A 21,630-nucleotide genomic window follows, 5' to 3' on the forward strand; every position below is an offset into this window, starting at 1 on the left:
ACTTTGATGGCCTATGGTGTAATTGGCAGCACGACTGATTCTGGTTCAGTTAGTCTTGGTTCGAGTCCAGGTAGGCCAGCTCGCAGAGCTCATCTGCAAGGCCCCCGTTGTGTAGCGGCCTAGCACGCCGCCCTCTCAAGGCGGTAGCGCCGGTTCGAATCCGGTCGGGGGTACAGATCCTTCTCGGGGAGGCAGTCCGGGTCGCACCCACTGTCACTCACGCAGGATCGCTAGGGCCCCCGTTGTGTAGCGGCCTAGCACGCCGCCCTCTCAAGGCGGTAGCGCCGGTTCGAATCCGGTCGGGGGTACTGGTCTACACCACCATGGCCTATGGTGTAATTGGCAGCACGACTGATTCTGGTTCAGTTAGTCTTGGTTCGAGTCCAGGTAGGCCAGCTCGCAGAGCTCATCTGCAAGGCCCCCGTTGTGTAGCGGCCTAGCACGCCGCCCTCTCAAGGCGGTAGCGCCGGTTCGAATCCGGTCGGGGGTACATCGAAGAAAGGCCCTCCGCGTCACGCGGAGGGCCTTTCTGCTGTTCCCGTATGGCAACTCTGGTCGGTGCCCAACGGCCTTGTGCAGCAGGGCGGTTGGCGCTCGGCGGGGGTGGCGGCCCGCGGCGGACGGGCAGTTGGGCGAGCGGGGTGGCGCGCCGGGGAGTGCGCCGGCCGGCCGCCGCGGGGGAGCGGGGCCGGCCGGCGGGGCTCAGCCGCCGTTGCGGCGCAGGCCCTCGGAGAGGCGGGCGGCGGCGTCGATGACGGCCTGGGCGTGCATCCGGCCGGGGTGGCGGGTCAGGCGCTCGATCGGACCGGAGACGGAGACGGCGGCCACCACGCGGTTGGAGGGGCCACGGACGGGCGCGGAGACCGAGGCCACGCCCGGCTCCCGCTCGCCGATCGACTGGGCCCAGCCGCGGCGTCGTACGCCGGACAGCGCGGTGGCGGTGAAGCGGGCGCCCTGGAGGCCCCGGTGCAGCCGCTCCGGCTCCTCCCAGGCCATCAGGATCTGGGCGGAGGAGCCGGCCTTCATGGTCAGTGTGGAGCCCACCGGGACGGTGTCCCGCAGTCCGGACAGCCGTTCCGCCGCCGCCACGCAGATCCGCATGTCGCCCTGGCGGCGATAGAGCTGGGCGCTCTCGCCCGTCACATCGCGCAGGTGCGTGAGCACCGGTCCGGCCGTTGCCAGCAGGCGGTCCTCGCCGGCCGCCGCGGCCAGCTCGGAGAGCCGTGGGCCCAGGATGAACCGGCCCTGCATGTCCCTCGCCACCATCCGGTGGTGTTCCAGTGCCACGGCCAGCCGGTGGGCCGTGGGTCGTGCGAGCCCGGTCGCCGCGACCAGCCCGGCGAGGGTGGCCGGACCGGACTCCAGAGCGCTCAAAACCAGAGCTGCCTTGTCGAGAACGCCGACGCCGCTAGAGTTGTCCATGCAACGATACTCGCGTCTCACAGTGTGAAACGCAAGTTCAATTTTCCATGGAAGTCGTCACTCTGTAGATGCGGCCCTCGACCAGGGCCCGGCGTCAGGCCCGCAGGGGATATGAGCGGGTCACCGCGCACAGACGAGCAAGGCCGGCACAGTGGCCGGCCGGAGGGAAAGCGATGGGACGGACACTCGCGGAGAAGGTCTGGGACGACCACGTCGTCCGGCGCGCGGAAGGCGAGCCCGACCTCCTCTTCATCGATCTGCACCTGCTGCACGAGGTCACCAGCCCGCAGGCGTTCGACGGCCTCCGCAAGGCCGGCCGCCAGGTGCGGCGGACGGACCTGACCATCGCCACCGAAGACCACAACACCCCGACCCTCGACATCGACAAGCCGATCGCCGACCCGGTCTCGCGCACGCAGCTGGAGACCCTGCGCAAGAACTGCGCGGAGTTCGGCGTCCGGCTGCACCCGCTGGGCGACGTCGAGCAGGGTGTCGTCCACGTCGTGGGGCCGCAGTTGGGGCTGACCCAGCCCGGCACCACCGTCGTCTGCGGTGACAGCCACACCTCCACCCACGGCGCGTTCGGCGCGCTGGCGTTCGGCATCGGCACCAGCCAGGTCGAGCACGTCCTGGCCACCCAGACGCTGCCGATGGCGCCGTTCAGGACCATGGCGATCACCGTGGACGGCGAGTTGCCCGACGGCGTCACCGCCAAGGACCTGATCCTGGCGATCATCGCCAAGATCGGCACCGGCGGCGGCCAGGGCTATGTCATCGAGTACCGCGGCTCGGCCATCGAGAAGCTGTCGATGGAAGCCCGGATGACCATCTGCAACATGTCGATCGAGGCGGGCGCCCGGGCCGGCATGATCGCCCCCGACCAGACCACCTTCGACTACCTCCAGGGCCGCGACCACGCTCCCGAGGGCGAGGACTGGGACGCCGCCGTGGCGTACTGGAAGACGCTGCGCACCGACGACGACGCGGTGTTCGACACCGAGGTCGTCATCGACGCCGCCTCGCTGGCGCCGTTCGTCACCTGGGGCACCAACCCCGGCCAGGGTGCGCCCCTTTCGGCGAACGTCCCCGACCCGGCTTCGTACGAGGACCCCTCGGAGCGGCACGCCGCCGAAAGGGCCCTGGAATACATGGGGTTGACGGCCGGTCAACCGCTCCGCGAGATCTCCGTGGACACCGTCTTCGTAGGTTCGTGCACCAACGGCCGCATCGAGGACCTGCGCTCGGCGGCCTCGATCCTGGAGGGCCGCAAGGTCGCGGACGGGGTGCGGGTGCTGATCGTCCCCGGCTCGGTGCGGGTCGCGCTGCAGGCCGTCGAGGAGGGGCTGGACAAGGTCTTCACCGCGGCCGGCGCCGAATGGCGGCACGCGGGCTGCTCGATGTGCCTGGGCATGAACCCCGACCAGCTGGCGCCCGGTGAGCGCTCCGCGTCCACCTCCAACCGCAACTTCGAGGGCCGGCAGGGCAAGGGCGGCCGCACCCACCTGGTCTCCCCGCAGGTCGCCGCCGCAACGGCGGTTCTCGGCCATCTGGCCTCACCGGCCGACCTGGCCGGCCAGTCCGACGTCGCTACGCCCGCGGGAGTCTGAACCATGGAAGCTTTCACCACCCACACCGGCCGGGCCGTTCCGCTGCGCCGCAGCAACGTCGACACCGACCAGATCATCCCCGCCCACTGGCTGAAGAAGGTCACCCGCGACGGCTTCGAGGACGGGCTGTTCGAGGCGTGGCGCAAGGACCCGGAGTTCGTCCTCAACCAGGAGACGTACAAGGGCGCGACCGTCCTGGTCGCGGGGCCCGACTTCGGCACCGGCTCCTCGCGCGAGCACGCCGTCTGGGCGCTGCAGAACTACGGCTTCAAGGCCGTCATCTCCTCGCGGTTCGCGGACATCTTCCGCGGCAACTCCCTCAAGAACGGCCTGCTGACGGTGGTCCTGCCGCAGGAGACCGTGGACCGGCTGCAGAAGCTGGTGGAGTCCGACCCGACCGCCGAGGTGACGGTCGACCTGGTCAACCGCGAGGTCCGTGCCGAGGGCGTCACCGCCGGCTTCGAGCTGGACGAGAACGCTCGTTGGCGGTTGCTGGAGGGTCTGGACGACATCAGCCTCACCCTTCGGGAGGAGTCCGCCATCGCCGACTACGAGGCGAACAGGCCCTCGTTCAAACCGCGTACCATCGAGGTCTGACCTCGGGTTTTATGGCTCAAAGACTTATTGCGTACGATGCGCCCCCTGTGCAGTTGGCAGGGGGCGCATCGGCTTGTGGAGCCGGGCGTTGAGGCCCCGTGAAGCGACAACTCGCCGCAGATGGCACAATTAGCGCATGGAACGCGACGACCAACTCAAGCTCTACGGTTTCGTCGCCGACCGACTCAAGGACGCACACGCAAGGGTGCGGACACTGCAAGTCCCGGAGGGCGTACGGATGGCGCTGACCCGGAAGCTGCTCGTCATCACGGCCGCGGCTAAACACGATCTTGCGGACGCGGCAAGGCGTCTGGAGTGGTTCATGAGCGACCTTGACGAAGGTCGTTATCCCGAAGATGTGCATGCCGATGGAAGTCCGTGAAGGTCGAGTCCGTTGCGGCACAAGGGTGATTAGCCCGTTTCGTGTTTGATTTGCGGTATATATCTGCCTAACGTGCGAAAAAGCTTGGAAACTTTCGTTCCAGCAATGTCTCCGAAGGGGAAGACGTGAACAAGGCGCAGCTCGTAGAAGCCATTGCCGACAAGCTCGGTGGCCGCCAGAACGCCGCGGACGCGGTGGACGCCGTACTGGACGCAGTCGTCCGTGCAGTTGTCGCGGGCGACCGCGTTTCGGTCACCGGTTTCGGCTCGTTCGAGAAGGTGGACCGCCCGGCCCGTTACGCGCGCAACCCGCAGACGGGTGAGCGGGTGCGGGTCAAGAAGACCTCGGTGCCCCGTTTCCGCGCCGGTCAGGGCTTCAAGGACCTGGTGAGCGGCTCGAAGAAGCTCCCCAAGGGTGGCGAGGTCGCCGTCAAGAAGGCGCCCAAGGGCAGCCTGACCGGCGGTGCCGCCATCAAGAAGGCCGCGGCGAAGAAGGCCGTCGCCAAGAAGGCCGCTGCCAAGAAGGCGGCGCCGGCGAAGAAGGCCGCGGCGAAGAAGACCACCGCGAAGAAGGTCACCGCGAAGAAGACCACGGCGAAGAAGGCGGCGCCCGCGAAGAAGGCCGCCGCGGCGAAGAAGGCCACCGCGGCGAAGAAGACCACCGCGAAGAAGGCCACGGCGAAGAAGACCGCACCGGCCAAGAAGGCCACGGCGAAGAAGGCCCCTGCCAAGAAGGCCACGGCGCGCAAGACCACCGCCAAGAAGACCACTGCCCGCAAGCGGTAATTCCACGGCGGCACCCCAACGCCAGGCGCCGGGCCGGTCTCCCTCCGGGGAGCCCGGCCCGCGGTGCGTGCCCACCAGGGCCGCCGTCTACCCTTGCCCCATGCAGGCCACCGCGTACACCTACGACGAGACGACCCGCTCCGGCAGCGTGCTGCTGGACGACGGGACCCCGCTGTCCTTCGACGCGGCGGCCTTCGACGCAGGCGGCCTGCTCCTGCTGCGCCCCGGTCAGCGGGTGCGCATCGAGGTCACCGGCGAGGGTGACGCCCGGCGGATCGTCCTCGTCACGCTCCAGACGCTCTGACCTGGGGCGGCACCACGCCGGCCGGAGCGCCCGACAGATCCCCGGCGCCGAGGACGCCGGCGCGGCCCGGCGCGCTCAGCACGGTCGCCCACTCCGCCCAGCCCGGCACCCGCGGGGCCTGCCGCGCGGTGTGCGGGCCGACCCCCAGGGCCAGCGCGGCCCGCAGGTCCTCCCCGGTGTCCACGTCGTGGCGCACCGACGGCACGTCCGGCGCGGCGATCTCATGCGCCCCGGAGGCCAGGTGACGGGCCCGGGAGGGGCCGCCGAAAGCCGGGTCCAATTCCGTACCGGAAGTCGCCGACAGAAGTGTTGTCCCGATTTCCGCCGCATCCGCGAGAAATGCCCGCGGAAATAGCGCGGCGGAATGGAGCACCGTCGCCAGCTCGGCCGGGCGGAGCGCCGGGAGATCGGCGTTCAGTGCGGCGACCGGTGCACCGGGTCGCCGGGCCCTTACCACGGCCGCGCCATGGGCCAGTGCGGCATTCAGTCCGTTGGCCGGAGCGTCCGGCACGATGCGCGCCCCCAGTGCCGCCAAGTGCTCCCCGGCCACCGGATCGTCCGTGACAACCGCCACATCGCGCACGTCCGCGCAGGCCAGCGCGGCGGCCACGGTGTCCAGCGCGAATGCCAGCGCCAACTTCGGCCGGAACTCCTCGCCGGCGGCCACGGAGAGCCTGCTCTTGGCCCGCACCAGCGGTTTCAGCGGCACTACGAGGCTCCAGCCCACATCCGCTCCGTCTCTTCGCATCGGGATCATTCTCACCTGCCGCCGGAACCTTTCCGGAGTGGCGGGGTTACGGTGTTCTCGACATAGCGGGTACTCGGGGCGACACTTGTGCGGCTGCCGGCTCGCAGCAGCTTCGCAGGTCCCACAAGGAGGGTGTCCCAGTGTCCCGCCGCAGAATCGGCTTCTGGTACCGCTTGGCCGCGGTCATCTGCAAACCGCCGCTCTTGGTTCTGTTCAAGCGGGACTGGCGGGGAATGGAGCACATTCCGGCCGACGGCGGTTTTATTACCGCGGTCAACCACAACTCGTATCTTGATCCGCTCTCCTATGCGCACTATCAGTACAACACCGGGCGGGTCCCCCGATTCCTCGCCAAGGCCGGACTCTTCAAGAGCGGCTTTGTCGGCCTGATGATGCGCGGAACGGGACAGATCCCGGTCTACCGCGAAACCACCGACGCGGCCACCGCCTTCCGGGCCGCCGTGAACGCCATCGAGAAGGGCGAATGCGTCGCCTTCTACCCCGAGGGCACCCTCACCCGTGACCCCGCGCAGTGGCCGATGCAGGGCAAGACCGGCGCCGCCCGGGTCGCCCTGCTGACCAAGGCCCCGGTCATCCCCGTCGCCCAGTGGGGCGCCAACGAGGCGATGCCGCCCTACGCCAAGGAGAAGAAGCTCCAGCTCTTCCCGCGCAAGACGCTGCGGGTCAAGGCCGGTCCGCCGGTCGACCTCAGCGAGTTCTACGGTCAGGAGCCCACCGCCGAGGTGCTGCGCGCCGTGACCGAGAAGATCATGGCCGCCATCACCGCGGAGCTGGCGGGCATCCGCGGCGAGACCGCGCCGGCCGAACCGTTCGACTACCGCAAGGAAATCGCCAGGGAGCGGCGGGCCGCCCGCGAGGCCGCCCGGGCAGCCGCGGCCGCCGAGGCGGCCCGGACCGGCGACGCCGTCCTGGAACCGGCCGAGTCGGCCGCCCCCTCGCAGCAGGTCCGAAGCAACTCGCAGGCACAGGAGGATGAAGGCAAGTGACGCGCTGCGCCGTCTTCGGCACGGGGTCCTGGGGCACCGCATTCGCGATGGTGCTCGCCGACGCGGGATGCGAGGTGACCCTGTGGGGGCGCAGAGCGACCCTCGTCGACGCCATCAACACCGGCCGCACCAACCCGGACTACCTGCCGGGCGTCGAACTGCCCGCGGGCGTACGGGCCACCACCGACCCCGCCGAGGCCGCCCGGGGCGCGGACTTCACCGTCCTCGCCGTGCCCTCCCAGACGCTGCGCGCCAACCTCGCCGAGTGGGCGCCCCTGCTGCCCTCCGACACGGTCCTGGTCTCGCTGATGAAGGGCGTCGAACTGGGCACCGCCAAGCGCATGAGCGAGGTCATCGAGGAGGTCGCCAAGGTCCCCGCGGAACGCGTCGCGGTGCTGACCGGCCCCAACCTCGCCAAGGAGGTCGCCGCCCGGCAGCCCGCCGCGGCCGTCGTGGCCTGCGCCGACGAGTCCGTCGCCCAGCGCCTGCAGACCGCCTGCCACACCGCGTACTTCCGCCCGTACACCAACACCGACGTGGTGGGCTGCGAACTGGGCGGCGCGGTCAAGAACGTCATCGCGCTCGCGGTCGGCATCGCCACCGGCATGGGCCTGGGCGACAACGCCAAGGCGTCCCTGATCACCCGCGGGCTCGCCGAGACCACCCGGCTCGGCCTGGCGATGGGCGCCGACGCGCACACCTTCGCGGGCCTGGCCGGCATGGGCGACCTCGTCGCCACCTGCTCCTCGCCGCTCTCCCGCAACAACACCTTCGGCACCAACCTCGGCCGCGGCATGTCCCTGGCGGAGACCATCGCGGTCACCAAGCAGACCGCGGAGGGCGTCAAGTCCTGCGAGTCCGTGCTGGATCTGGCCCGCCGGCACGGCGTCGACATGCCGCTCACCGAGACCGTGGTGGAGATCGTCCACGAGGGCAAGCCGCCGCTGGTGGCCCTCAAGGAGCTGATGTCCCGCAGCGCCAAGCCCGAGCGCCACTGACCGCCCGCTCGTCACCCCGCCCCCGCCCCGCCGGGCCACCGATGGCCGCAGCAGCACTGCCGCGGCCCCTACCAGCAGGTACCCTCAAGCCGATATGAGCAGCGAGACTTCCTCCCACAAGCCCCGCGTCGCCGTCGTGTTCGGCGGCCGCAGCTCCGAGCACGCCATCTCCGTGGTCACCGCCGGAGCCGTGCTGGCCGCCATCGACCGCGACAAGTACGACGTGCTGCCCATCGGCATCACGCCCGACGGACGCTGGGCGCTGACCGCCGACGATCCCGCGCGGATGGCGATCACGGACCGGACGCTGCCCAGCGTGGCCGACCTCGCCGAGGGCGGCGACGGCACGGTGGTGCTCTCCGCCGACCCCACCTCCCGTGAGGTCGTCTACAGCGAGCCGGGAGCGGTCCCCAAGGCGCTCGGCGAGGTCGACGTCGTCTTCCCCGTGCTGCACGGCCCGTACGGCGAGGACGGCACGCTCCAGGGCCTGCTGGAGCTGTCCGGGGTGCCCTACGTCGGCTCCGGCGTGCTCGCCTCGGCCGTCGGCCAGGACAAGGACTACATGAAGCGGGTGTTCACCTCCTTCGGGCTGCCGGTCGGCCCGTACGAGGTCATCCGCCCGCGCGAGTGGGAGAACGACCCCGCGGCGGCCCGCAGGAAGATCGTGGACTTCGCCGGGGAGCACGGCTGGCCGCTGTTCGTGAAGCCCGCCCGGGCCGGCTCGTCGATGGGCATCAGCAAGGTCGACGACCTGGCCGGGCTCGACGAGGCGATCGAGGAGGCGCGGCGCCACGACCCCAAGATTATCGTGGAGTCGCTGCTGCGCGGCCGGGAGATCGAGTGCGGGGTGCTGGAGTTCGAGGACGGCCCGCGGGCCAGCGTCCCGGCCGAGATCCCGCCGGTCACCGCCCACGACTTCTACGACTTCGAGGCCAAGTACATCGACTCGGCCGCCGGCATCGTGCCGGCGCCGCTGACCCCCGGGCAGGCCGCCGAGATCCAGGAACTGGCGATCGCGGCCTTCGAGGCGGCGTCCTGCGAGGGCCTGGTCCGCGCGGACTTCTTCCTCCAGGACAACGGCGAGTTCGTGATCAACGAGATCAACACGCTGCCCGGCTTCACGCCCATCTCGATGTACCCGCGGATGTGGCAGGAGAGCGGCGTCAGCTACCCGGAACTCATCGACCGGCTGCTGCAGGCGGCCCTGGGACGCTCCACGGGGCTGCGCTGAACGGCCCCCGGGGGGCGGGCGAACGGATCCCCTAGGGGACGGGTGCGCCCCTTGCGGGGCCCAACGCGGCCGGGGTGGGCGGTATTCCGGTGTGCGGCCGGGTGCGGCGACTGCAGTGGTCCGTGGCGGTGGCGGTCGGTACGCCGCCGGGGCGGACGGCCGCGCGGGCACCGCGGTACGGGCCCGCTGGGTGCGCGCCGGCTAGATCCCGGCCGGGATGGCCTTCCCCACCGCGCTCGCGAGATCGGGCAGCACGTTGACCTCCGGGGCGTACTTCCCCGGCACGGTCACCTCGACGTAGACCTTCCGCAGCACCGTCGTGAAGCGGTAGCCGTCGTCCTGCTTCTCGAAGAGCCACTCGACGCCGTCGACTTCCGCCGAGTCGGGGTTGGGGTTGTAATGTTCACTCCCGTGCCTGAGCACCTCCGGCTTGGGCACCCCGCAGCGCAGCACCACGGCAGGATCGCCCCATATGGCAGTGAAGTCCGAGACCGGCTCGGCGGTACCCCGTTCCAGCCCGTCCACGGTCCGTGGCAGGTCCCGGTGGAGTGCCCGGCAGTGTTGTGCGGCCTCATCCGTCGGGGACGGCGCGGCCACCTCCGGGGCGGACGAACAACCCGCCACCGCGGACACCGTGACGAGCAGGGGCAGGGCGGCCAGGTACCGGTGTCTCGCGCGTATCACCCGGCCGAGCATACGGGGGAGCTAGATATGGACCACCGGGCAGGTGAGCGTCCGCGTGATGCCTTCCACTTGCTGGACCTTCGCGACCACCATGCGGCCCAGCTCATCGACAGTGTCCGCCTGCGCGCGCACGATGACGTCATAGGGGCCGGTCACATCCTCGGCCGTCAGCACGCCGGGGATCTTCGCGATCACCTCCGCCACCGCCGAGGCTCTGCCGACCTCGGTCTGGATCAGGATGTAAGCCTGTACCACGGAACCTCCAGGCGGCTACGAGGATCATGTGGGAAGAAGGGACGCCACGGTACCGCGTCACCGAGCGGAGCGGGGAGACCCGCGCGGTGAACAGGGCCAGCGCGGCGCAGTCGTCAGCCACGTACGGACCGTCCGTACACATGGGAAGGGCAACAGCATGAAGGGCACCGTGGGCGAGCTGGGGGAGTTCGGGCTTATCAGAGAGCTCACCTCCCGGCTCACCTCCACTCCCGCCGTACGGATCGGGCCGGGGGACGACGCCGCGGTGGTCACCGCGCCGGACCGCAGGGTCGTCGCCAGTACCGACATTCTCCTCGAAGGACGGCACTTCCGCCGCGACTGGTCCACCGCCTACGACGTGGGCCGCAAGGCCGCCGCGCAGAACCTCGCCGACATCGCGGCGATGGGCGCGGTGCCCACCGCGATCCTGCTCGGCCTGGTCGTCCCCGCCGAACTCCCCGCGACCTGGGCCACCGAGCTGATGGACGGGCTGCGCGACGAATGCCAGGTGGCCGGCGCCGCGGTGGTCGGCGGGGACGTCGTCCGCGGCGACACCATCACCGTTGCCATCACCGCCCTCGGCGACCTGCGCAACCAGGAGCCGGTGACCCGGGCCGGCGCCCAGCCCGGCGACGTGGTCGCGGTCACCGGCTGGCTCGGCTGGTCCGCCGCCGGCCACGCGGTGCTCACCCGCGGCTTCCGCTCCCCGCGCGCCTTTGTGGAGGCCCACCGCCGTCCCGAACCGCCCTACCACGCCGGCCCGGCCGCCGCGGGGCTCGGCGCCACCGCCATGACCGACGTCAGCGACGGCCTCGTCGCCGACCTCGGGCACATCGCCGAGGCCAGCAAGGTCCGCATCGACCTGCGCTCGGCCAACATCGACATCCCCTCGCAGATGTCCGACATCGGCACGGCGGTCGGCGTGGACCCGATGCAGTGGGTGCTCAACGGCGGCGAGGACCACGCCATCGTGGCCACCTTCCCGCCCGACGTGAAGCTGCCCGCCCGCTGGAAGGTGATCGGCGAGGTCCTCAACCCCTCGGCGCTGCCCCAGGTGACGGTGGACGGCGCCCCCTGGGCCAAGGCCGGCTGGGACCACTTCGGCGACAACGGGGACGCCGAGTAGATTCGCGGCATGCAGACACCTCCCCGCGTGCTGACCGTCGCCGGCTCCGACTCCGGCGGCGGTGCGGGCATCCAGGCCGACCTGAAGACGATGCTGGCGCTGGGCACCCACGGCATGAGCGTGCTCACCGCCGTCACCGCCCAGAACTCCCTGGGCGTCCAGGGCGCGTGGGAACTGCCCGTCGAGGCGGTGCGCGCCCAGTTCCGCAGCGTCGTCGACGACATCGGCGTCCAGGCCGTGAAGACCGGGATGCTCTCCTCGGCCGCGCTCGTGGAAACCGTCGCGGAACTGCTCGCCGAGCTCACCGTCCCGGTCGTGATCGACCCCGTCGGCGTCTCCAAGCACGGCGACGCCCTGCTCGCCGCCTCCGCGCTGGACGCGGTCCGCAGCAAGCTGCTGCCCACCGCGACGGTCGCCACCCCCAACCTCGACGAGGTGACACAGCTCACCGGTATACGGGTGCACACCGCGGACGGGATGCGCCGGGCCGCCGACGCGATCCTGACGTGCGGGCCGCGCTGGGTGCTCATCAAGGGCGGCCACCTGCCGTCCGACGCGGCGGACGCGGCCGGCGACGCGGTGGATCTGCTCACCGACGGCAGCCAGGAGCACTGGCTGCGCGCCCCCCGTCACGACAACCGGCACACCCACGGCACCGGATGCACCCTCGCCAGCGCCCTGGCCGCCCGGCTCGCCCAGGGGGACACCGTCCCGCAGGCCGCCGCGGCGGCGAAGGAGTACGTCACCGGCGCCATCGCGGCCGGCTTCCGGCTGGGCGCGGGCATCGGACCCGTCGACCACGGGTGGCGGCTGCACGGCGGGAACTGACCACGGGGCGGGCGCCGGCCGCGGTGCTCCCCGGGCTCACCGGAGCAACGGCGGTTTCCGGGAGCAATGGCAGAAGCCGGCCCACCGAGGTGGACCGGCTCCATAAGCAACCGGAGGGGCTGCGCTACGGCTAAGTCGTCAGCGCGAGACCTTGCCGGCCTTGATGCACGAGGTGCAGGCGTTCAGCTTCTTCGGCGTGCGCCCGACCACTGCACGAACCGTCTGGATGTTGGGGTTCCAACGACGGTTGGTGCGGCGGTGCGAGTGCGAGACACTCTTGCCGAAGCCCGGCCCCTTGCCGCAGACGTCGCAGTTGGCAGCCACGGGTCACTCCAAAGACTTCAGATGCACTTACGGTGAGAGCCTGTCGGACCGAGTGCATAGCCGTGCCGGCGCCGACAGGAGAGGAATGGCCCGATTTTCATCGGGCAACCGGAGCAGCATACAACGGCCGCTCCCTCTGGACGAAACTATCACGCACCCTCCGGCCCCCGCCCCGGCCTCCCCACCGGACCGCGACTACTGTGCGGGTGCATCCCGCGACCCTCCAGGAGGACGACGTGCCCTACCCGCTCGACGCCGTCGCCGTCCGCACCTGGTGCGGGTTGGCCCTGGAGGCGCTCGGACGGGAACGCGAGCGGATCGACGCGATCAACGTCTACCCGGTCGCCGACGGCGACACCGGCACCAACCTCTACCTGACGCTGGAATCGGCCGCCCGCGCGGTCGAGGCCGCCTTCGACGGCCACGGTTCCGCCGGCACCGCGCCCGCGCTCGCCGACGCCGTGGGCGCGATGGCGCACGGCGCCCTCATCGGGGCGCGCGGCAACTCCGGCACCATCCTGGCCCAGCTGCTGCGCGGCATGGCCCAGGTGCTGGTCGCCGCCCCGGCCGGGGAGACGGGCGCCGCGGAGGCACTGCGGCGGGCGCTGCGCCGGGCCGCGACGGCGGCCTACGAGGCGGTCGCGCACCCCGTGGAGGGCACCGTGCTGACCGTGGCGACCGCCGCGGCCGGCGCCGCCGAGCGGACCGCCGGCGGGGCCACCGGGGTCGCGGAGGTCGCCCGGGCCGCCCACCGGGGCGCGGCCGAGGCGCTGGAGGCCACGCCCGGCCAGCTCGCGGTGCTGGGAAAGGCGGGGGTGGTGGACGCCGGCGGCTGCGGGCTGGTGGCCCTGTTGGGTGCGCTCGCCGACGCCCTGTCCGGGGAGGTCACCGCGGTCCCCGTCGCCGTACGGGCCGGCGGCCCGCCGCCCGAGCCGTTCGGCTGCGCGGTGGCGGGCGTGGGGGACGCGACGGCGGAGGGCTGTGCCGACCCGCATGCCGGCGGGCCCGCCTTCGAGGTGATCTACCTGCTGGAGGCAGGGGACGCCGAGGTGGCCCGGCTGCGGGCCCGGCTCGACCGGCTCGGCGACTCGCTGGTGGTGGTCGGTGGGGACGGCCTGTGGAACGTCCATGTGCACGTCGACGACGCCGGGGCCGCGGTGGAGGCCGGCATCGAGGCCGGCCGGCCGTACCGGATCCGGATCACCCACTTCGGCGCGGGCCCCCGGGGCAAGGAGCCCGCGCTGGCGGCCCGGGCCGTCGTCGCGGTGGTGCCGGGCGCCGGGCTCGCCGGACTCTGCACCGAGGCCGGTGCGACGGCGGTGACGGTACGCCCCGGGGAGCCGCCGGCCAGCGGCGAACTGGTCCAGGCGATCCGGCAGGCCCGCGCCCGCGAGGTGATGCTGCTGCCCAACGACCCCGAGCTGCGGCACACCGCGGCGGCCGCCGCCGAACAGGCCCGGGCCGAGGGTGTACGGGTCGCCGTCATCCCCACCCGCTCCGCCGTCCAGGGCCTCGCCGCGCTGGCGGTGCACGAGCCGGGCCGCAGCTTCGACGAGGACGTGGTCGCGATGACCGCGGCGGCCGGCGCCACCCGCTACGCCGAGCTGGCCGTCGCCGAGCACCAGTCCTGGACGATGGCCGGGGTCTGCCAGGCCGGCGACGTGCTCGGCCTGATCGACGGCGATGTCGCGGTGATCGGGCCCGACCTGGCCCGCACCGCGATGACGGTGCTCGACCGGATGCTCTCCGCCGGCGGCGAACTGGTCACCCTGGTCCTCGGCGCGGACGTCCCCGAGGCACTCGGCGAACGGCTGGAGCGGCATGTGCGCGAACGCCATCTCGCGGTGGACACCGTCGTCTACGAAGGCGGCGAATACGCGGCGCCGCTGTTGATCGGCGTGGAATAGCGCGCCGTACCGGGGTATCGAGAAGGCCGCCCGGAATGCCGTCCGGTTCCGGAATTCCGGCCGCGGAAAGCGGCGTCGGTGGCTCGTTGTCAGTGGCGTGGTGTGCAATGGAACGCGTGGCAGCGCTCGACGAACCCCTGAAGAAAATCCTCGGCGGCACCACCGCGAAGGTCCTGGCCGAACACCTCGGCCTGGAAACGGTCGGCGATCTGCTGCACCACTATCCGCGGCGCTATGCCGAGCGTGGTGAGCTGACCCGGCTCTCCGACCTGCCGCTGGACGAGCACGTCACGGTCGTCGCCCAGGTCGCCGACGCCCGCGTCCTCACCTTCAACCACGGCCGCGGACAGCGGCTGGAGGTGACGCTCACGGACGGCAGCGGCCGCCTCCAGCTGGTCTTCTTCGGCAAGGGCATCCACAAGCCGCACAAGGACCTGCTGCCCGGGAGGCGCGCGATGTTCGCGGGCAAGGTCTCGGTCTTCAACCGTAAGCTCCAACTGGCCCACCCCGAATACGAACTCCTCGACCGGGACGCCGACAACGGCGCCGTCGACGCCTTCGCCAATCAGCTCATGCCGATCTACCCGGCGTGCCAGCAGATGGCCTCCTGGAAGATCGCCAAGGCGGTGGACGCGGTGCTGCCCAGCGCCCAGGACGCGGTGGACCCGCTGCCCCCGGGGCTGCGCGAGGGCCGCGCCCTGATCCCGCTCACCGAGGCGCTGCTGAAGATCCACCGCCCCGGCACCAAGGCCGACATCGCCGACGCCCGGGCCCGGCTGAAGTGGGACGAGGCGTTCGTCCTGCAGGTCGCGCTCGCCCGCCGCCGCTTCGCCGACTCCCAACTCCCCGCCGTACCACGGAGGTTGACCCCCGGCGGCATCCTCGACGCGTTCGACGCCCGGCTGCCCTTCACGCTCACCGAGGGTCAGACCAAGGTCAGCCGGGAGATCTTCGACGACCTGGCGACCGAGCACCCGATGCACCGCCTCCTCCAGGGCGAGGTCGGCTCCGGCAAGGCCCAGCCGCTGGACGCCCTGGTGCTCACCCCGCGCGGCTTCCGCCCCATGGGAGAGATGGCGCCGGGCACCGAAGTGGTGGTGCCCAGCGGCGGGACCGCCCTGGTGGACGGGGTGTTCCCGCAGGGCGAGCGGGAGGTGTGGCGGTTGGTGCTGTCCGACGGCAGCACCGTCGAGTGCGACGACGAGCACCTGTGGATCGTCTCGTCCCGGGCCACGGGGGAGCGGGTGCTGACCACCCGCGCGCTGCGGGCCGACCTGCTGGACGGCGACGGCCGGCCGCGCTGGTCGATCGCCCCGGCCACCCCGGTGGACCTCGACGACGGCGGCCCGCGCCCGCTCGACGCGTACGAGCTGGGCCGCACCGTGGGCGCGGGCGGTGCCGCGCCGGCCGGCCGCGCCGTCCCCGACGCCTACCGCAACGCCCCCGTCAAGGACCGCCGGGCGCTGCTCGCCGGCCTGTTGGACGCCGGGGGCGAACCCCTCGGCGCCGACGGTGCCGTCCGGGTCTTCCGCGCCGCCCCGGCCCCGTTGGCCGCCGACCTCGCCTGGCTGGCGCGCTCCCTGGGCGGCACGGCCCGCAGCGCCCCGGCGGCCGGCGGCGGTCACGACGTCACGGTCGCGGTCCCGGAGGAAGGGGCCGGCGGCGACGCCTTCCGGCGCACCGTCCTGGCCGTCGAGCACGTCGGCCGCAGGCCCGTCCAGTGCATCAGCGTCGCGCACCCCTCCCACGCCTATGTGACCGACCACTTCACGGTCACCCACAACACCATGGTCGCGCTGCGCGCCATGCTCGGCGTCGTCGACAGCGGTGGCCAGGCGGCGATGCTCGCCCCCACCGAGGTGCTGGCCCAGCAGCACCACCGCTCCGTCACCGAGATGATGGGCGACTTGGCCGAGGGCGGCATGCTGGGCGGCGCGGAGCAGGGCACCAAGGTGGTGCTGCTGACCGGTTCGATGGGCGCCGCGGCCCGCCGGCAGGCGCTGCTCGACCTGGTCACCGGCGAGGCCGGCGTCGTGATCGGGACGCATGCGCTGATCGAGGACGTGGTGCAGTTCCAGGACCTGGGCCTGGTGGTCGTCGACGAGCAGCACCGCTTCGGTGTCGAGCAGCGCGACGCCCTGCGCTCCAAGGGCAAGCAACCGCCGCACCTGCTGGTGATGACCGCGACGCCGATTCCGCGGACGGTCGCCATGACCGTCTTCGGCGATCTGGAGACCTCGGTGCTGGACCAGCTCCCCGCCGGCCGCTCGCCGATCGCCAGCCATGTGGTGCCCGCCAAGGACAAGCCGCACTTCCTCGCCCGCGCCTGGGAGCGGGTCCGCGAGGAGGTGGCCGCCGGCCACCAGGCGTATGTGGTCTGCCCGCGGATCGGCGACGACGAGGAGGCCCCCGCGCCCAAGGGGAAGAAGGCCAAGGACCCGGCGGCGCAGCCGAGTTCACCGGAGGACCTGGCCGAGAAGCGCCCCCCGCTGGCCGTCCTCGACATCGCCGAGCAACTGGGCAAGGGCCCGCTCGCCGGCCTGCGGGTGGCGGTGCTGCACGGCCGGATGGCCCCGGACGACAAGGACGACGTGATGCGCCGGTTCGCCGCCGGCGAGTTGGACGTGCTGGTCGCCACCACGGTCATCGAGGTCGGCGTCAACGTCCCCAACGCCACCGTCATGGTGATCATGGACGCGGACCGCTTCGGCGTCTCCCAGCTCCACCAGCTCCGCGGCCGGGTCGGCCGTGGCGCGGCGCCCGGCCTGTGCCTGCTGGTCAGCGAGATGCCCGAGGCCAGCCCGGCCCGCGCCCGGCTCGCCGCGGTCGCCGCCACCCTCGACGGCTTCGAACTCTCCCGCATCGACCTGGAACAGCGGCGCGAGGGCGACGTCCTGGGCCAGGCGCAGTCCGGCGTCCGCTCCTCACTGCGGATGCTCGCGGTCATCGACGACGAGGAGGTGATCACCGCGGCCCGTGAGGAGGCCACCGCCCTGGTCGCCGCCGACCCGGAGCTGGCCGGCTGCCCCGAACTGCGGACCGCGCTGTCCGCCCTGTTGGACGACGAACGGGAGAGCTATCTGGACAAGGGCTGAATCCGGACAAAGGTCGAGCCGTGGGCATCGGCCGAGCGCACCCGGCCCGTGAGAACGATCACGGTCGGGCGGTGCCGGGGGCGGACCCGCCCCGCGGGGGACGGACATATCGTGGGAGAGCGGAGTCCACCGGGCCCCGCCCCTCTCCGACCACGCTCAACGTAAGGACGGGCCCATGACCCGCGTGATCGCCGGTAAGGCCGGCGGCCGCCGCCTCGCCGTACCACCGGGCAACGGCACCCGCCCGACCTCCGACCGCGCGCGCGAGGGCATGTTCTCCACCTGGGAGTCGCTCGACGGCCCGCTGGCCGGTGCCCGGGTGCTCGACCTCTACGGCGGTTCCGGCGCGGTCGGCCTGGAGGCGCTCTCCCGCGGCGCCGCGCACGTCCTGCTGGTCGAGGCCGATCCCCGCGCCGTCCGCACCATCCGGGAGAACGTCAAGGCGGTCGGCCTGCCCGGCGCGGAGGTCCGCCCCGGCAAGGCCGAGCAGACCGCCGCGACCCCGGCCCCCGGCGAGCCGTACGACGTCGTCTTCCTGGACCCGCCGTACGCGGTCGGCGACGCCGAACTCCGCGAGATTCTGCTCACACTCCGTGGTCAGGGGTGGCTTGCCGCGGAGGCACTCGTCACCGTGGAGCGGAGTACCCGGGGCGGCACGTTCACCTGGCCGGACGGATTCGAAGCGATCAGGGCCCGTCGCTACGGCGAGGGGACGCTTTGGTACGGTCGCGCCGCTTCGGCTTCCGCCGAACCGACGTCAGCAACCCTGTCATGAACGGACCGGAGAGCGAGGAGACGAAGTTGCGCCGCGCCGTCTGTCCGGGGTCCTTCGACCCCATCACCAACGGGCACCTGGACATCATCGCCCGGGCCTCCAAGCTGTACGACGTCGTCCATGTCGCCGTCATGATCAACCAGTCCAAGCAGGGCCTGTTCACGGTCGAGGAGCGGATCGACCTGATCCGGCGGGCCACCGCCGATTACGGCAACGTCGAGGTCGAGGCGTTCCACGGCCTGCTCGTCGACTTCTGCAAGCAGCGCGACATCCCGGCCATCGTCAAGGGCCTGCGCGCGGTCAGCGACTTCGACTACGAACTCCAGATGGCCCAGATGAACAACGGCCTCTCCGGGGTGGAGACGCTCTTCGTGCCGACCAACCCCACCTACAGCTTCCTCTCCTCCAGCCTGGTCAAGGAGGTCGCGGCCTGGGGCGGCGACGTCTCCCACCTGGTTCCGCCGTTCGTCCTGGAGGCACTGACCGAACGGCTCCGCAAGAAGCCGTGACCCGGCACCCGGTGCGGTAGGACCGACCCTGTTCTGACGGTTCGTCAGCAGGTGTCGGGGCGGGGGATCCTGGCCGTACAGTCGTCCCGTTCCGTCCCTACCATCCTGCAGAGAGTGGCGAGTCCAAGGTGGACGTCCAGAAGAAGCTCGACGACATCGTCGCAGCCGTCGGCAGCGCCCGGTCCGTGCCCATGTCGGCCTCGTGCGTGGTCAACCGCGCCGAGCTGCTCGCCATGCTGGAGGAAGTGCGCGGCGCGCTGCCCGGTTCCCTGGCCCAGGCGCAGGAACTCCTCGGCGGGCGCGAGCAGATGGTGGAGGAGGCCCGCGCCGAGGCCGAGCGGATCATCGAGTCCGCGCACAGCCAGCGCGGTTCGCTGATCTCGGACACCGAGGTGGTCCGACGGGCCCAGGACGAGGCGGACCGCGTCCTGGCCGAGGCCCGCCAGGAGGCCGAGGAGATCCGCATCCAGGCCGACGACTACGTCGACAGCAAGCTCGCCAACTTCGAGGTCGTGCTCACCAAGACCATCGGCGCGGTCGACCGCGGCCGGGAGAAGCTGCTCGGTCGCGGCCCCGGCCTCGACGAAATGGGCCACGAGGACGTCGAGGCCCCCGAGCGCAGCGCCGACCCGGAAACCCTCAAGCAGCGCGCCGACACCTATGTGGACGCCAAGTTCGGTGCCTTTCAGGCCGTCCTGACCAAGACCCTGGAGGCGGTCGGCCGCGGCCGGGACAAGCTCCAGGGCGCCCGCCCGATCGACGAGCTCGCCGACCACCTCGCCGCCCAGAGCGACCCGCACACTGCCGCCCCGCCGCAGGCCGACGCGGACTACCTCGCCGGCCTGGCGGGCGTCACCCCGCTTCAGGAGGCCCCGCAGGCGGTGCCCCAGGAGACGATCCACGACCCGCAGCCCGGCTACTACGACGGCCAGGCCGTCGCCTACCAGCAGTCGGACGGCTACTCCTACCAGCAGCACACCGAGCAGGTCCCCTACGCCCAGCACCAGGACCTCTACGGCTACGACTGGCAGCAGTCGGCCGGCCAGGTGCCGCAGCAGGGCTATGACGCGGGCGTCGGCTACCAGCCGTCGCAGCTGCCCCAGCAGCCCCAGCACGTTCCCCAGGCCCCCGGCACCCAGCCCGCCGCCCTGGACGAGACCAGCCTCTTCGACACCAGTCTGATCAACCTCGACCAGCTGCGGCAGTACGAAGAGGGCCGCCACTAGGCACCGCCGGCCTCCGTGGCCGAGGGGCGACGGGGCGGATTGGGCCTATCGGGGGCCGTCCAGTATCCTGGCTGTTCGGTCGCGTGTATGCCCGCGATCACTGCTGCCCGCACGTCGGATACCGGCCGTGGGCGGCTGATACCGCAGTACAGAAAGCAGGAAAGCCATCAACGCCCGCCTCGACCACCGTTCCCCGCTCGTGTTCGACACACGCGAGCTGGGCCGTCGTCCCGGCACGCTCAAGCGGCTCTCCCGCTCCGTCGAGGCCCCCGCGGACCTCGGCAACGAGATCATCGGAGCGCCCGAGGGCGAGCCGATCGAGCTCGACCTCCGCCTGGAAGCGGTCATGGACGGGGTGCTTGTCACAGGTACCGCCCGTGCGACCGTGAAGGGGGAGTGCGTAAGGTGTCTGGAGCCGCTAGAGCGAGTGCTCGAAGCGGACTTCCAGGAACTGTTCGCCTACCCCGACGCCGACGTCCGGACTGCTGAGTCCGGCGACGACGCCGAGGACGAGGAGGACACGTTCTACATCGAGGACGATCTGTTCGACCTCGAACCCGTGCTGCGGGACGCGGTGGTGCTTGCACTGCCGCTGCAGCCGGTGTGCCGGGAGGACTGCCCGGGCCTGTGTTCCGATTGCGGAGCGCGGCTGGCGGACGACCCGGACCACCACCACGACGCCGTCGACATGCGCTGGGCGGCACTGCAGGAACTCGTCGGGTCCAACCAGGACCACGAGATGGACAATGAACCCCGCGACGGCGGGGATGAACCTCAGGAGAAGTAGCCGTGGCTGTTCCGAAGCGGAAGATGTCGCGCAGCAACACGCGCCACCGCCGGTCGCAGTGGAAGGCTGCGGTCCCCACCCTGGTTGCGTGCGAGCGCTGCCAGGAGCCGAAGCAGCAGCACATCGCGTGCCCGAGCTGCGGCACCTACAACAAGCGCCAGGTCATCGCGGTCTGAGCGGCTGGTGACAGGCACTGTGTCTAGCCCGAAGAAGGAAGAAGACGGCCCTTCCTCACCCCGCAAGCGCGGTGAGGAAACGGCACCGGCGGACACGGCCTCGTCCCTCTCGCTTCTGGAAGGGCGGCTCGGGTACACACTTGAGTCCGCCCTTCTGGTGCGTGCGCTGACGCATCGCTCGTACGCCTACGAGAACGGCGGTCTGCCCACCAACGAGCGGCTCGAATTCCTCGGGGATTCGGTCCTCGGCCTGGTGGTCACGGACACGCTGTACCGCATCCACCCCGACCTGCCGGAAGGCCAGCTGGCCAAGTTGCGGGCCGCGGTGGTCAACTCGCGGGCGCTCGCCGAGGTGGGCCGCGGCCTCGACCTCGGCGCCTTCATCCGCCTCGGACGGGGCGAAGAGGGCACGGGCGGCCGGGACAAGGCGTCCATCCTCGCCGACACCCTGGAAGCGGTGATCGGCGCGGTCTATCTCGACCAGGGCCTCGACGCGGCCGGCGAGCTGGTACACCGGCTCTTCGACCCGCTCATCGAGAAGTCCTCCAGCCTGGGCGCCGGCCTGGACTGGAAGACAAGTCTCCAGGAGCTCACCGCGACCGAGGGCCTCGGGGTCCCGGAATATCTGGTCACCGAGACCGGCCCGGACCACGAGAAGACCTTTACTGCTGCTGCCCGCGTCGGTGGTGTCTCGTACGGCACCGGCACCGGCCGCAGCAAGAAGGAGGCCGAGCAGCAGGCGGCCGAGTCCGCATGGCGCGCGATCCGCGCCGCGGCGGACGAGGCGGCAGGGAAGGCGCCGGAAGGCGACGACCCGGCTCAGGCTTCCGGCGACACCCCGTCGCCGACACACTGAA

At 71.5% G+C, this 21,630-nt stretch carries 23 protein-coding genes and 5 tRNA genes; 23 read left to right on the forward strand and 5 right to left on the reverse strand.

Translation table 11 applies throughout. From position 1 onward, the window contains the following. Positions 1-7 precede the first annotated feature (7 nt). The 5 genes from JNO44_RS29660 (at position 8) to JNO44_RS29680 (ending at position 490) form a co-directional block, all read left to right on the forward strand. A tRNA-Gln gene (locus JNO44_RS29660) sits at positions 8-79 on the forward strand. Positions 80-100: 21 nt separating this feature from the next. Then, positions 101-173 (forward strand) — tRNA-Glu (locus JNO44_RS29665). Positions 174-235: 62 nt separating this feature from the next. Further along, positions 236-308 (forward strand) — tRNA-Glu (locus tag JNO44_RS29670). Positions 309-324: 16 nt separating this feature from the next. After that, positions 325-396 (forward strand) — tRNA-Gln (locus JNO44_RS29675). 21 nt (positions 397-417) lie between these two features. Next, positions 418-490, forward strand: a tRNA-Glu gene (locus tag JNO44_RS29680). 212 nt (positions 491-702) lie between these two features. Here JNO44_RS29680 and ndgR read toward each other — a convergent pair. Further along, positions 703-1,422: an IclR family transcriptional regulator NdgR gene (ndgR, locus tag JNO44_RS29685; protein WP_018541140.1), complete on the reverse strand. Its 720-nt coding sequence runs from the start codon at positions 1,420-1,422 to the stop codon at positions 703-705. A 173-nt stretch (positions 1,423-1,595) separates the two neighbouring features. Between ndgR and leuC the strand changes: the two genes are divergently transcribed. The 5 genes from leuC (at position 1,596) to JNO44_RS29710 (ending at position 5,097) form a co-directional block, all read left to right on the forward strand. After that, on the forward strand, positions 1,596-3,029 hold the full coding sequence (leuC, locus tag JNO44_RS29690; RefSeq protein ID WP_205366805.1) for a 3-isopropylmalate dehydratase large subunit: 1,434 nt from the start codon (positions 1,596-1,598) through the stop codon (positions 3,027-3,029). 3 nt (positions 3,030-3,032) lie between these two features. Continuing rightward, entirely contained in the window at positions 3,033-3,626 is a 594-nt protein-coding gene (gene leuD / locus JNO44_RS29695; protein ID WP_205366806.1) for a 3-isopropylmalate dehydratase small subunit, read from the forward strand. Positions 3,627-3,762: 136 nt separating this feature from the next. Next, complete coding sequence (locus JNO44_RS29700) at positions 3,763-4,008, forward strand: SCO5555 family protein (RefSeq protein WP_039632468.1); 246 nt, start codon at positions 3,763-3,765, stop codon at positions 4,006-4,008. A 125-nt stretch (positions 4,009-4,133) separates the two neighbouring features. Then, positions 4,134-4,793: an HU family DNA-binding protein gene (locus JNO44_RS29705; protein ID WP_067346674.1), complete on the forward strand. Its 660-nt coding sequence runs from the start codon at positions 4,134-4,136 to the stop codon at positions 4,791-4,793. A gap of 100 nt (positions 4,794-4,893) precedes the next feature. Then, positions 4,894-5,097 carry a hypothetical protein gene (locus tag JNO44_RS29710; protein ID WP_039632464.1) on the forward strand — a complete coding sequence of 68 codons (204 nt, stop codon included), beginning with the start codon at positions 4,894-4,896 and terminating at the stop codon, positions 5,095-5,097. Here JNO44_RS29710 and cofC read toward each other — a convergent pair. Continuing rightward, on the reverse strand, positions 5,078-5,845 hold the full coding sequence (cofC, locus tag JNO44_RS29715; RefSeq protein WP_328285870.1) for a 2-phospho-L-lactate guanylyltransferase: 768 nt from the start codon (positions 5,843-5,845) through the stop codon (positions 5,078-5,080). The two genes, JNO44_RS29710 and cofC, sit on opposite strands and share 20 nt — an antisense overlap. A 140-nt stretch (positions 5,846-5,985) precedes the next feature. On the opposite strand from cofC, the gene JNO44_RS29720 reads away from it, so the two are divergent. The 3 genes from JNO44_RS29720 (at position 5,986) to JNO44_RS29730 (ending at position 9,081) form a co-directional block, all read left to right on the forward strand. Beyond that, entirely contained in the window at positions 5,986-6,852 is an 867-nt protein-coding gene (locus JNO44_RS29720; RefSeq protein ID WP_205366807.1) for a lysophospholipid acyltransferase family protein, read from the forward strand. Next, complete coding sequence (locus tag JNO44_RS29725; RefSeq protein WP_073447667.1) at positions 6,849-7,850, forward strand: NAD(P)H-dependent glycerol-3-phosphate dehydrogenase; 1,002 nt, start codon at positions 6,849-6,851, stop codon at positions 7,848-7,850. Before JNO44_RS29720 ends, JNO44_RS29725 begins: the two co-directional genes overlap by 4 nt. A gap of 94 nt (positions 7,851-7,944) precedes the next feature. Next, the gene (locus JNO44_RS29730; protein ID WP_205366808.1) at positions 7,945-9,081 is read left to right on the forward strand and encodes a D-alanine--D-alanine ligase family protein; all 1,137 of its coding nucleotides are present in this window, start codon (positions 7,945-7,947) and stop codon (positions 9,079-9,081) included. 201 nt (positions 9,082-9,282) lie between these two features. Here the strand turns inward: JNO44_RS29730 and JNO44_RS29735 are convergent, their stop codons facing one another. Together JNO44_RS29735 and JNO44_RS29740 are read right to left on the reverse strand one after the other, a co-directional pair. Next, positions 9,283-9,777 carry a DUF3515 domain-containing protein gene (locus JNO44_RS29735; protein WP_205366809.1) on the reverse strand — a complete coding sequence of 165 codons (495 nt, stop codon included), beginning with the start codon at positions 9,775-9,777 and terminating at the stop codon, positions 9,283-9,285. A gap of 9 nt (positions 9,778-9,786) precedes the next feature. Next, positions 9,787-10,020, reverse strand: coding sequence for an Lrp/AsnC family transcriptional regulator (locus tag JNO44_RS29740; protein ID WP_039632455.1), 234 nt, complete (start codon positions 10,018-10,020; stop codon positions 9,787-9,789). A gap of 157 nt (positions 10,021-10,177) precedes the next feature. Here JNO44_RS29740 and JNO44_RS29745 point away from each other — a divergent pair, with 157 nt between their 5' ends. Both JNO44_RS29745 and thiD read left to right on the forward strand, forming a co-directional pair. Then, positions 10,178-11,146 carry a thiamine-phosphate kinase gene (locus tag JNO44_RS29745; RefSeq protein ID WP_073447670.1) on the forward strand — a complete coding sequence of 323 codons (969 nt, stop codon included), beginning with the start codon at positions 10,178-10,180 and terminating at the stop codon, positions 11,144-11,146. A 9-nt stretch (positions 11,147-11,155) separates the two neighbouring features. Beyond that, a complete protein-coding gene (thiD, locus tag JNO44_RS29750) occupies positions 11,156-11,974 on the forward strand; it encodes a bifunctional hydroxymethylpyrimidine kinase/phosphomethylpyrimidine kinase (RefSeq protein ID WP_205366810.1) in 819 nt (272 codons plus the stop codon). A 138-nt stretch (positions 11,975-12,112) separates the two neighbouring features. Here thiD and rpmB read toward each other — a convergent pair whose 3' ends face one another. After that, positions 12,113-12,298 carry a 50S ribosomal protein L28 gene (gene rpmB / locus JNO44_RS29755; protein ID WP_043266286.1) on the reverse strand — a complete coding sequence of 62 codons (186 nt, stop codon included), beginning with the start codon at positions 12,296-12,298 and terminating at the stop codon, positions 12,113-12,115. A 206-nt stretch (positions 12,299-12,504) separates the two neighbouring features. Here rpmB and JNO44_RS29760 point away from each other — a divergent pair, with 206 nt between their 5' ends. From JNO44_RS29760 to rnc, 8 genes are all read left to right on the forward strand, one after another. Further along, entirely contained in the window at positions 12,505-14,205 is a 1,701-nt protein-coding gene (locus JNO44_RS29760; RefSeq protein WP_420882702.1) for a DAK2 domain-containing protein, read from the forward strand. 107 nt (positions 14,206-14,312) lie between these two features. Then, positions 14,313-17,300 (forward strand): helicase-related protein, encoded by a 2,988-nt coding sequence (locus JNO44_RS29765; protein WP_205366811.1) that lies wholly within the window; start codon positions 14,313-14,315, stop codon positions 17,298-17,300. Positions 17,301-17,475: 175 nt separating this feature from the next. Beyond that, complete coding sequence (rsmD, locus tag JNO44_RS29770; protein WP_039632446.1) at positions 17,476-18,075, forward strand: 16S rRNA (guanine(966)-N(2))-methyltransferase RsmD; 600 nt, start codon at positions 17,476-17,478, stop codon at positions 18,073-18,075. After that, positions 18,072-18,584 (forward strand): pantetheine-phosphate adenylyltransferase, encoded by a 513-nt coding sequence (gene coaD, locus JNO44_RS29775; protein WP_039632444.1) that lies wholly within the window; start codon positions 18,072-18,074, stop codon positions 18,582-18,584. Before rsmD ends, coaD begins: the two co-directional genes overlap by 4 nt. 128 nt (positions 18,585-18,712) lie before the next feature. Beyond that, on the forward strand, positions 18,713-19,810 hold the full coding sequence (locus JNO44_RS29780; protein ID WP_205366812.1) for a cell division initiation protein: 1,098 nt from the start codon (positions 18,713-18,715) through the stop codon (positions 19,808-19,810). Between the two features lie 199 nt (positions 19,811-20,009). Then, positions 20,010-20,597, forward strand: coding sequence for a YceD family protein (locus JNO44_RS29785; RefSeq protein ID WP_229921331.1), 588 nt, complete (start codon positions 20,010-20,012; stop codon positions 20,595-20,597). A 2-nt stretch (positions 20,598-20,599) separates the two neighbouring features. After that, positions 20,600-20,773, forward strand: a complete 174-nt coding sequence (rpmF, locus tag JNO44_RS29790) for a 50S ribosomal protein L32 (RefSeq protein ID WP_016578620.1) — start codon at positions 20,600-20,602, stop codon at positions 20,771-20,773. Between the two features lie 7 nt (positions 20,774-20,780). Continuing rightward, positions 20,781-21,629: a ribonuclease III gene (rnc, locus tag JNO44_RS29795; RefSeq protein ID WP_205366813.1), complete on the forward strand. Its 849-nt coding sequence runs from the start codon at positions 20,781-20,783 to the stop codon at positions 21,627-21,629. Position 21,630: the final 1 nt, after the last annotated feature.

The organism is Streptomyces noursei (genome assembly GCF_016917755.1).
Taxonomy (GTDB): Bacteria; Actinomycetota; Actinomycetes; order Streptomycetales; family Streptomycetaceae; genus Streptomyces; species Streptomyces yunnanensis.

Coding starts and splice junctions, on each gene's coding strand:
- JNO44_RS29745 (WP_073447670.1), top strand. CDS start 10,178: ATGAAGGGCACCGTGGGCGAGCTGGGGGAGTTCGGGCTTATCAGAGAG.
- JNO44_RS29765 (WP_205366811.1), top strand. CDS start 14,313: ATGGAACGCGTGGCAGCGCTCGACGAACCCCTGAAGAAAATCCTCGGC.
- thiD (WP_205366810.1), top strand. CDS start 11,156: ATGCAGACACCTCCCCGCGTGCTGACCGTCGCCGGCTCCGACTCCGGC.
- cofC (WP_328285870.1), bottom strand. CDS start 5,845: ATGCGAAGAGACGGAGCGGATGTGGGCTGGAGCCTCGTAGTGCCGCTG.
- JNO44_RS29700 (WP_039632468.1), top strand. CDS start 3,763: ATGGAACGCGACGACCAACTCAAGCTCTACGGTTTCGTCGCCGACCGA.
- rsmD (WP_039632446.1), top strand. CDS start 17,476: ATGACCCGCGTGATCGCCGGTAAGGCCGGCGGCCGCCGCCTCGCCGTA.
- JNO44_RS29710 (WP_039632464.1), top strand. CDS start 4,894: ATGCAGGCCACCGCGTACACCTACGACGAGACGACCCGCTCCGGCAGC.
- leuD (WP_205366806.1), top strand. CDS start 3,033: ATGGAAGCTTTCACCACCCACACCGGCCGGGCCGTTCCGCTGCGCCGC.
- ndgR (WP_018541140.1), bottom strand. CDS start 1,422: ATGGACAACTCTAGCGGCGTCGGCGTTCTCGACAAGGCAGCTCTGGTT.
- JNO44_RS29735 (WP_205366809.1), bottom strand. CDS start 9,777: ATGCTCGGCCGGGTGATACGCGCGAGACACCGGTACCTGGCCGCCCTG.
- leuC (WP_205366805.1), top strand. CDS start 1,596: ATGGGACGGACACTCGCGGAGAAGGTCTGGGACGACCACGTCGTCCGG.
- JNO44_RS29730 (WP_205366808.1), top strand. CDS start 7,945: ATGAGCAGCGAGACTTCCTCCCACAAGCCCCGCGTCGCCGTCGTGTTC.
- coaD (WP_039632444.1), top strand. CDS start 18,072: ATGAACGGACCGGAGAGCGAGGAGACGAAGTTGCGCCGCGCCGTCTGT.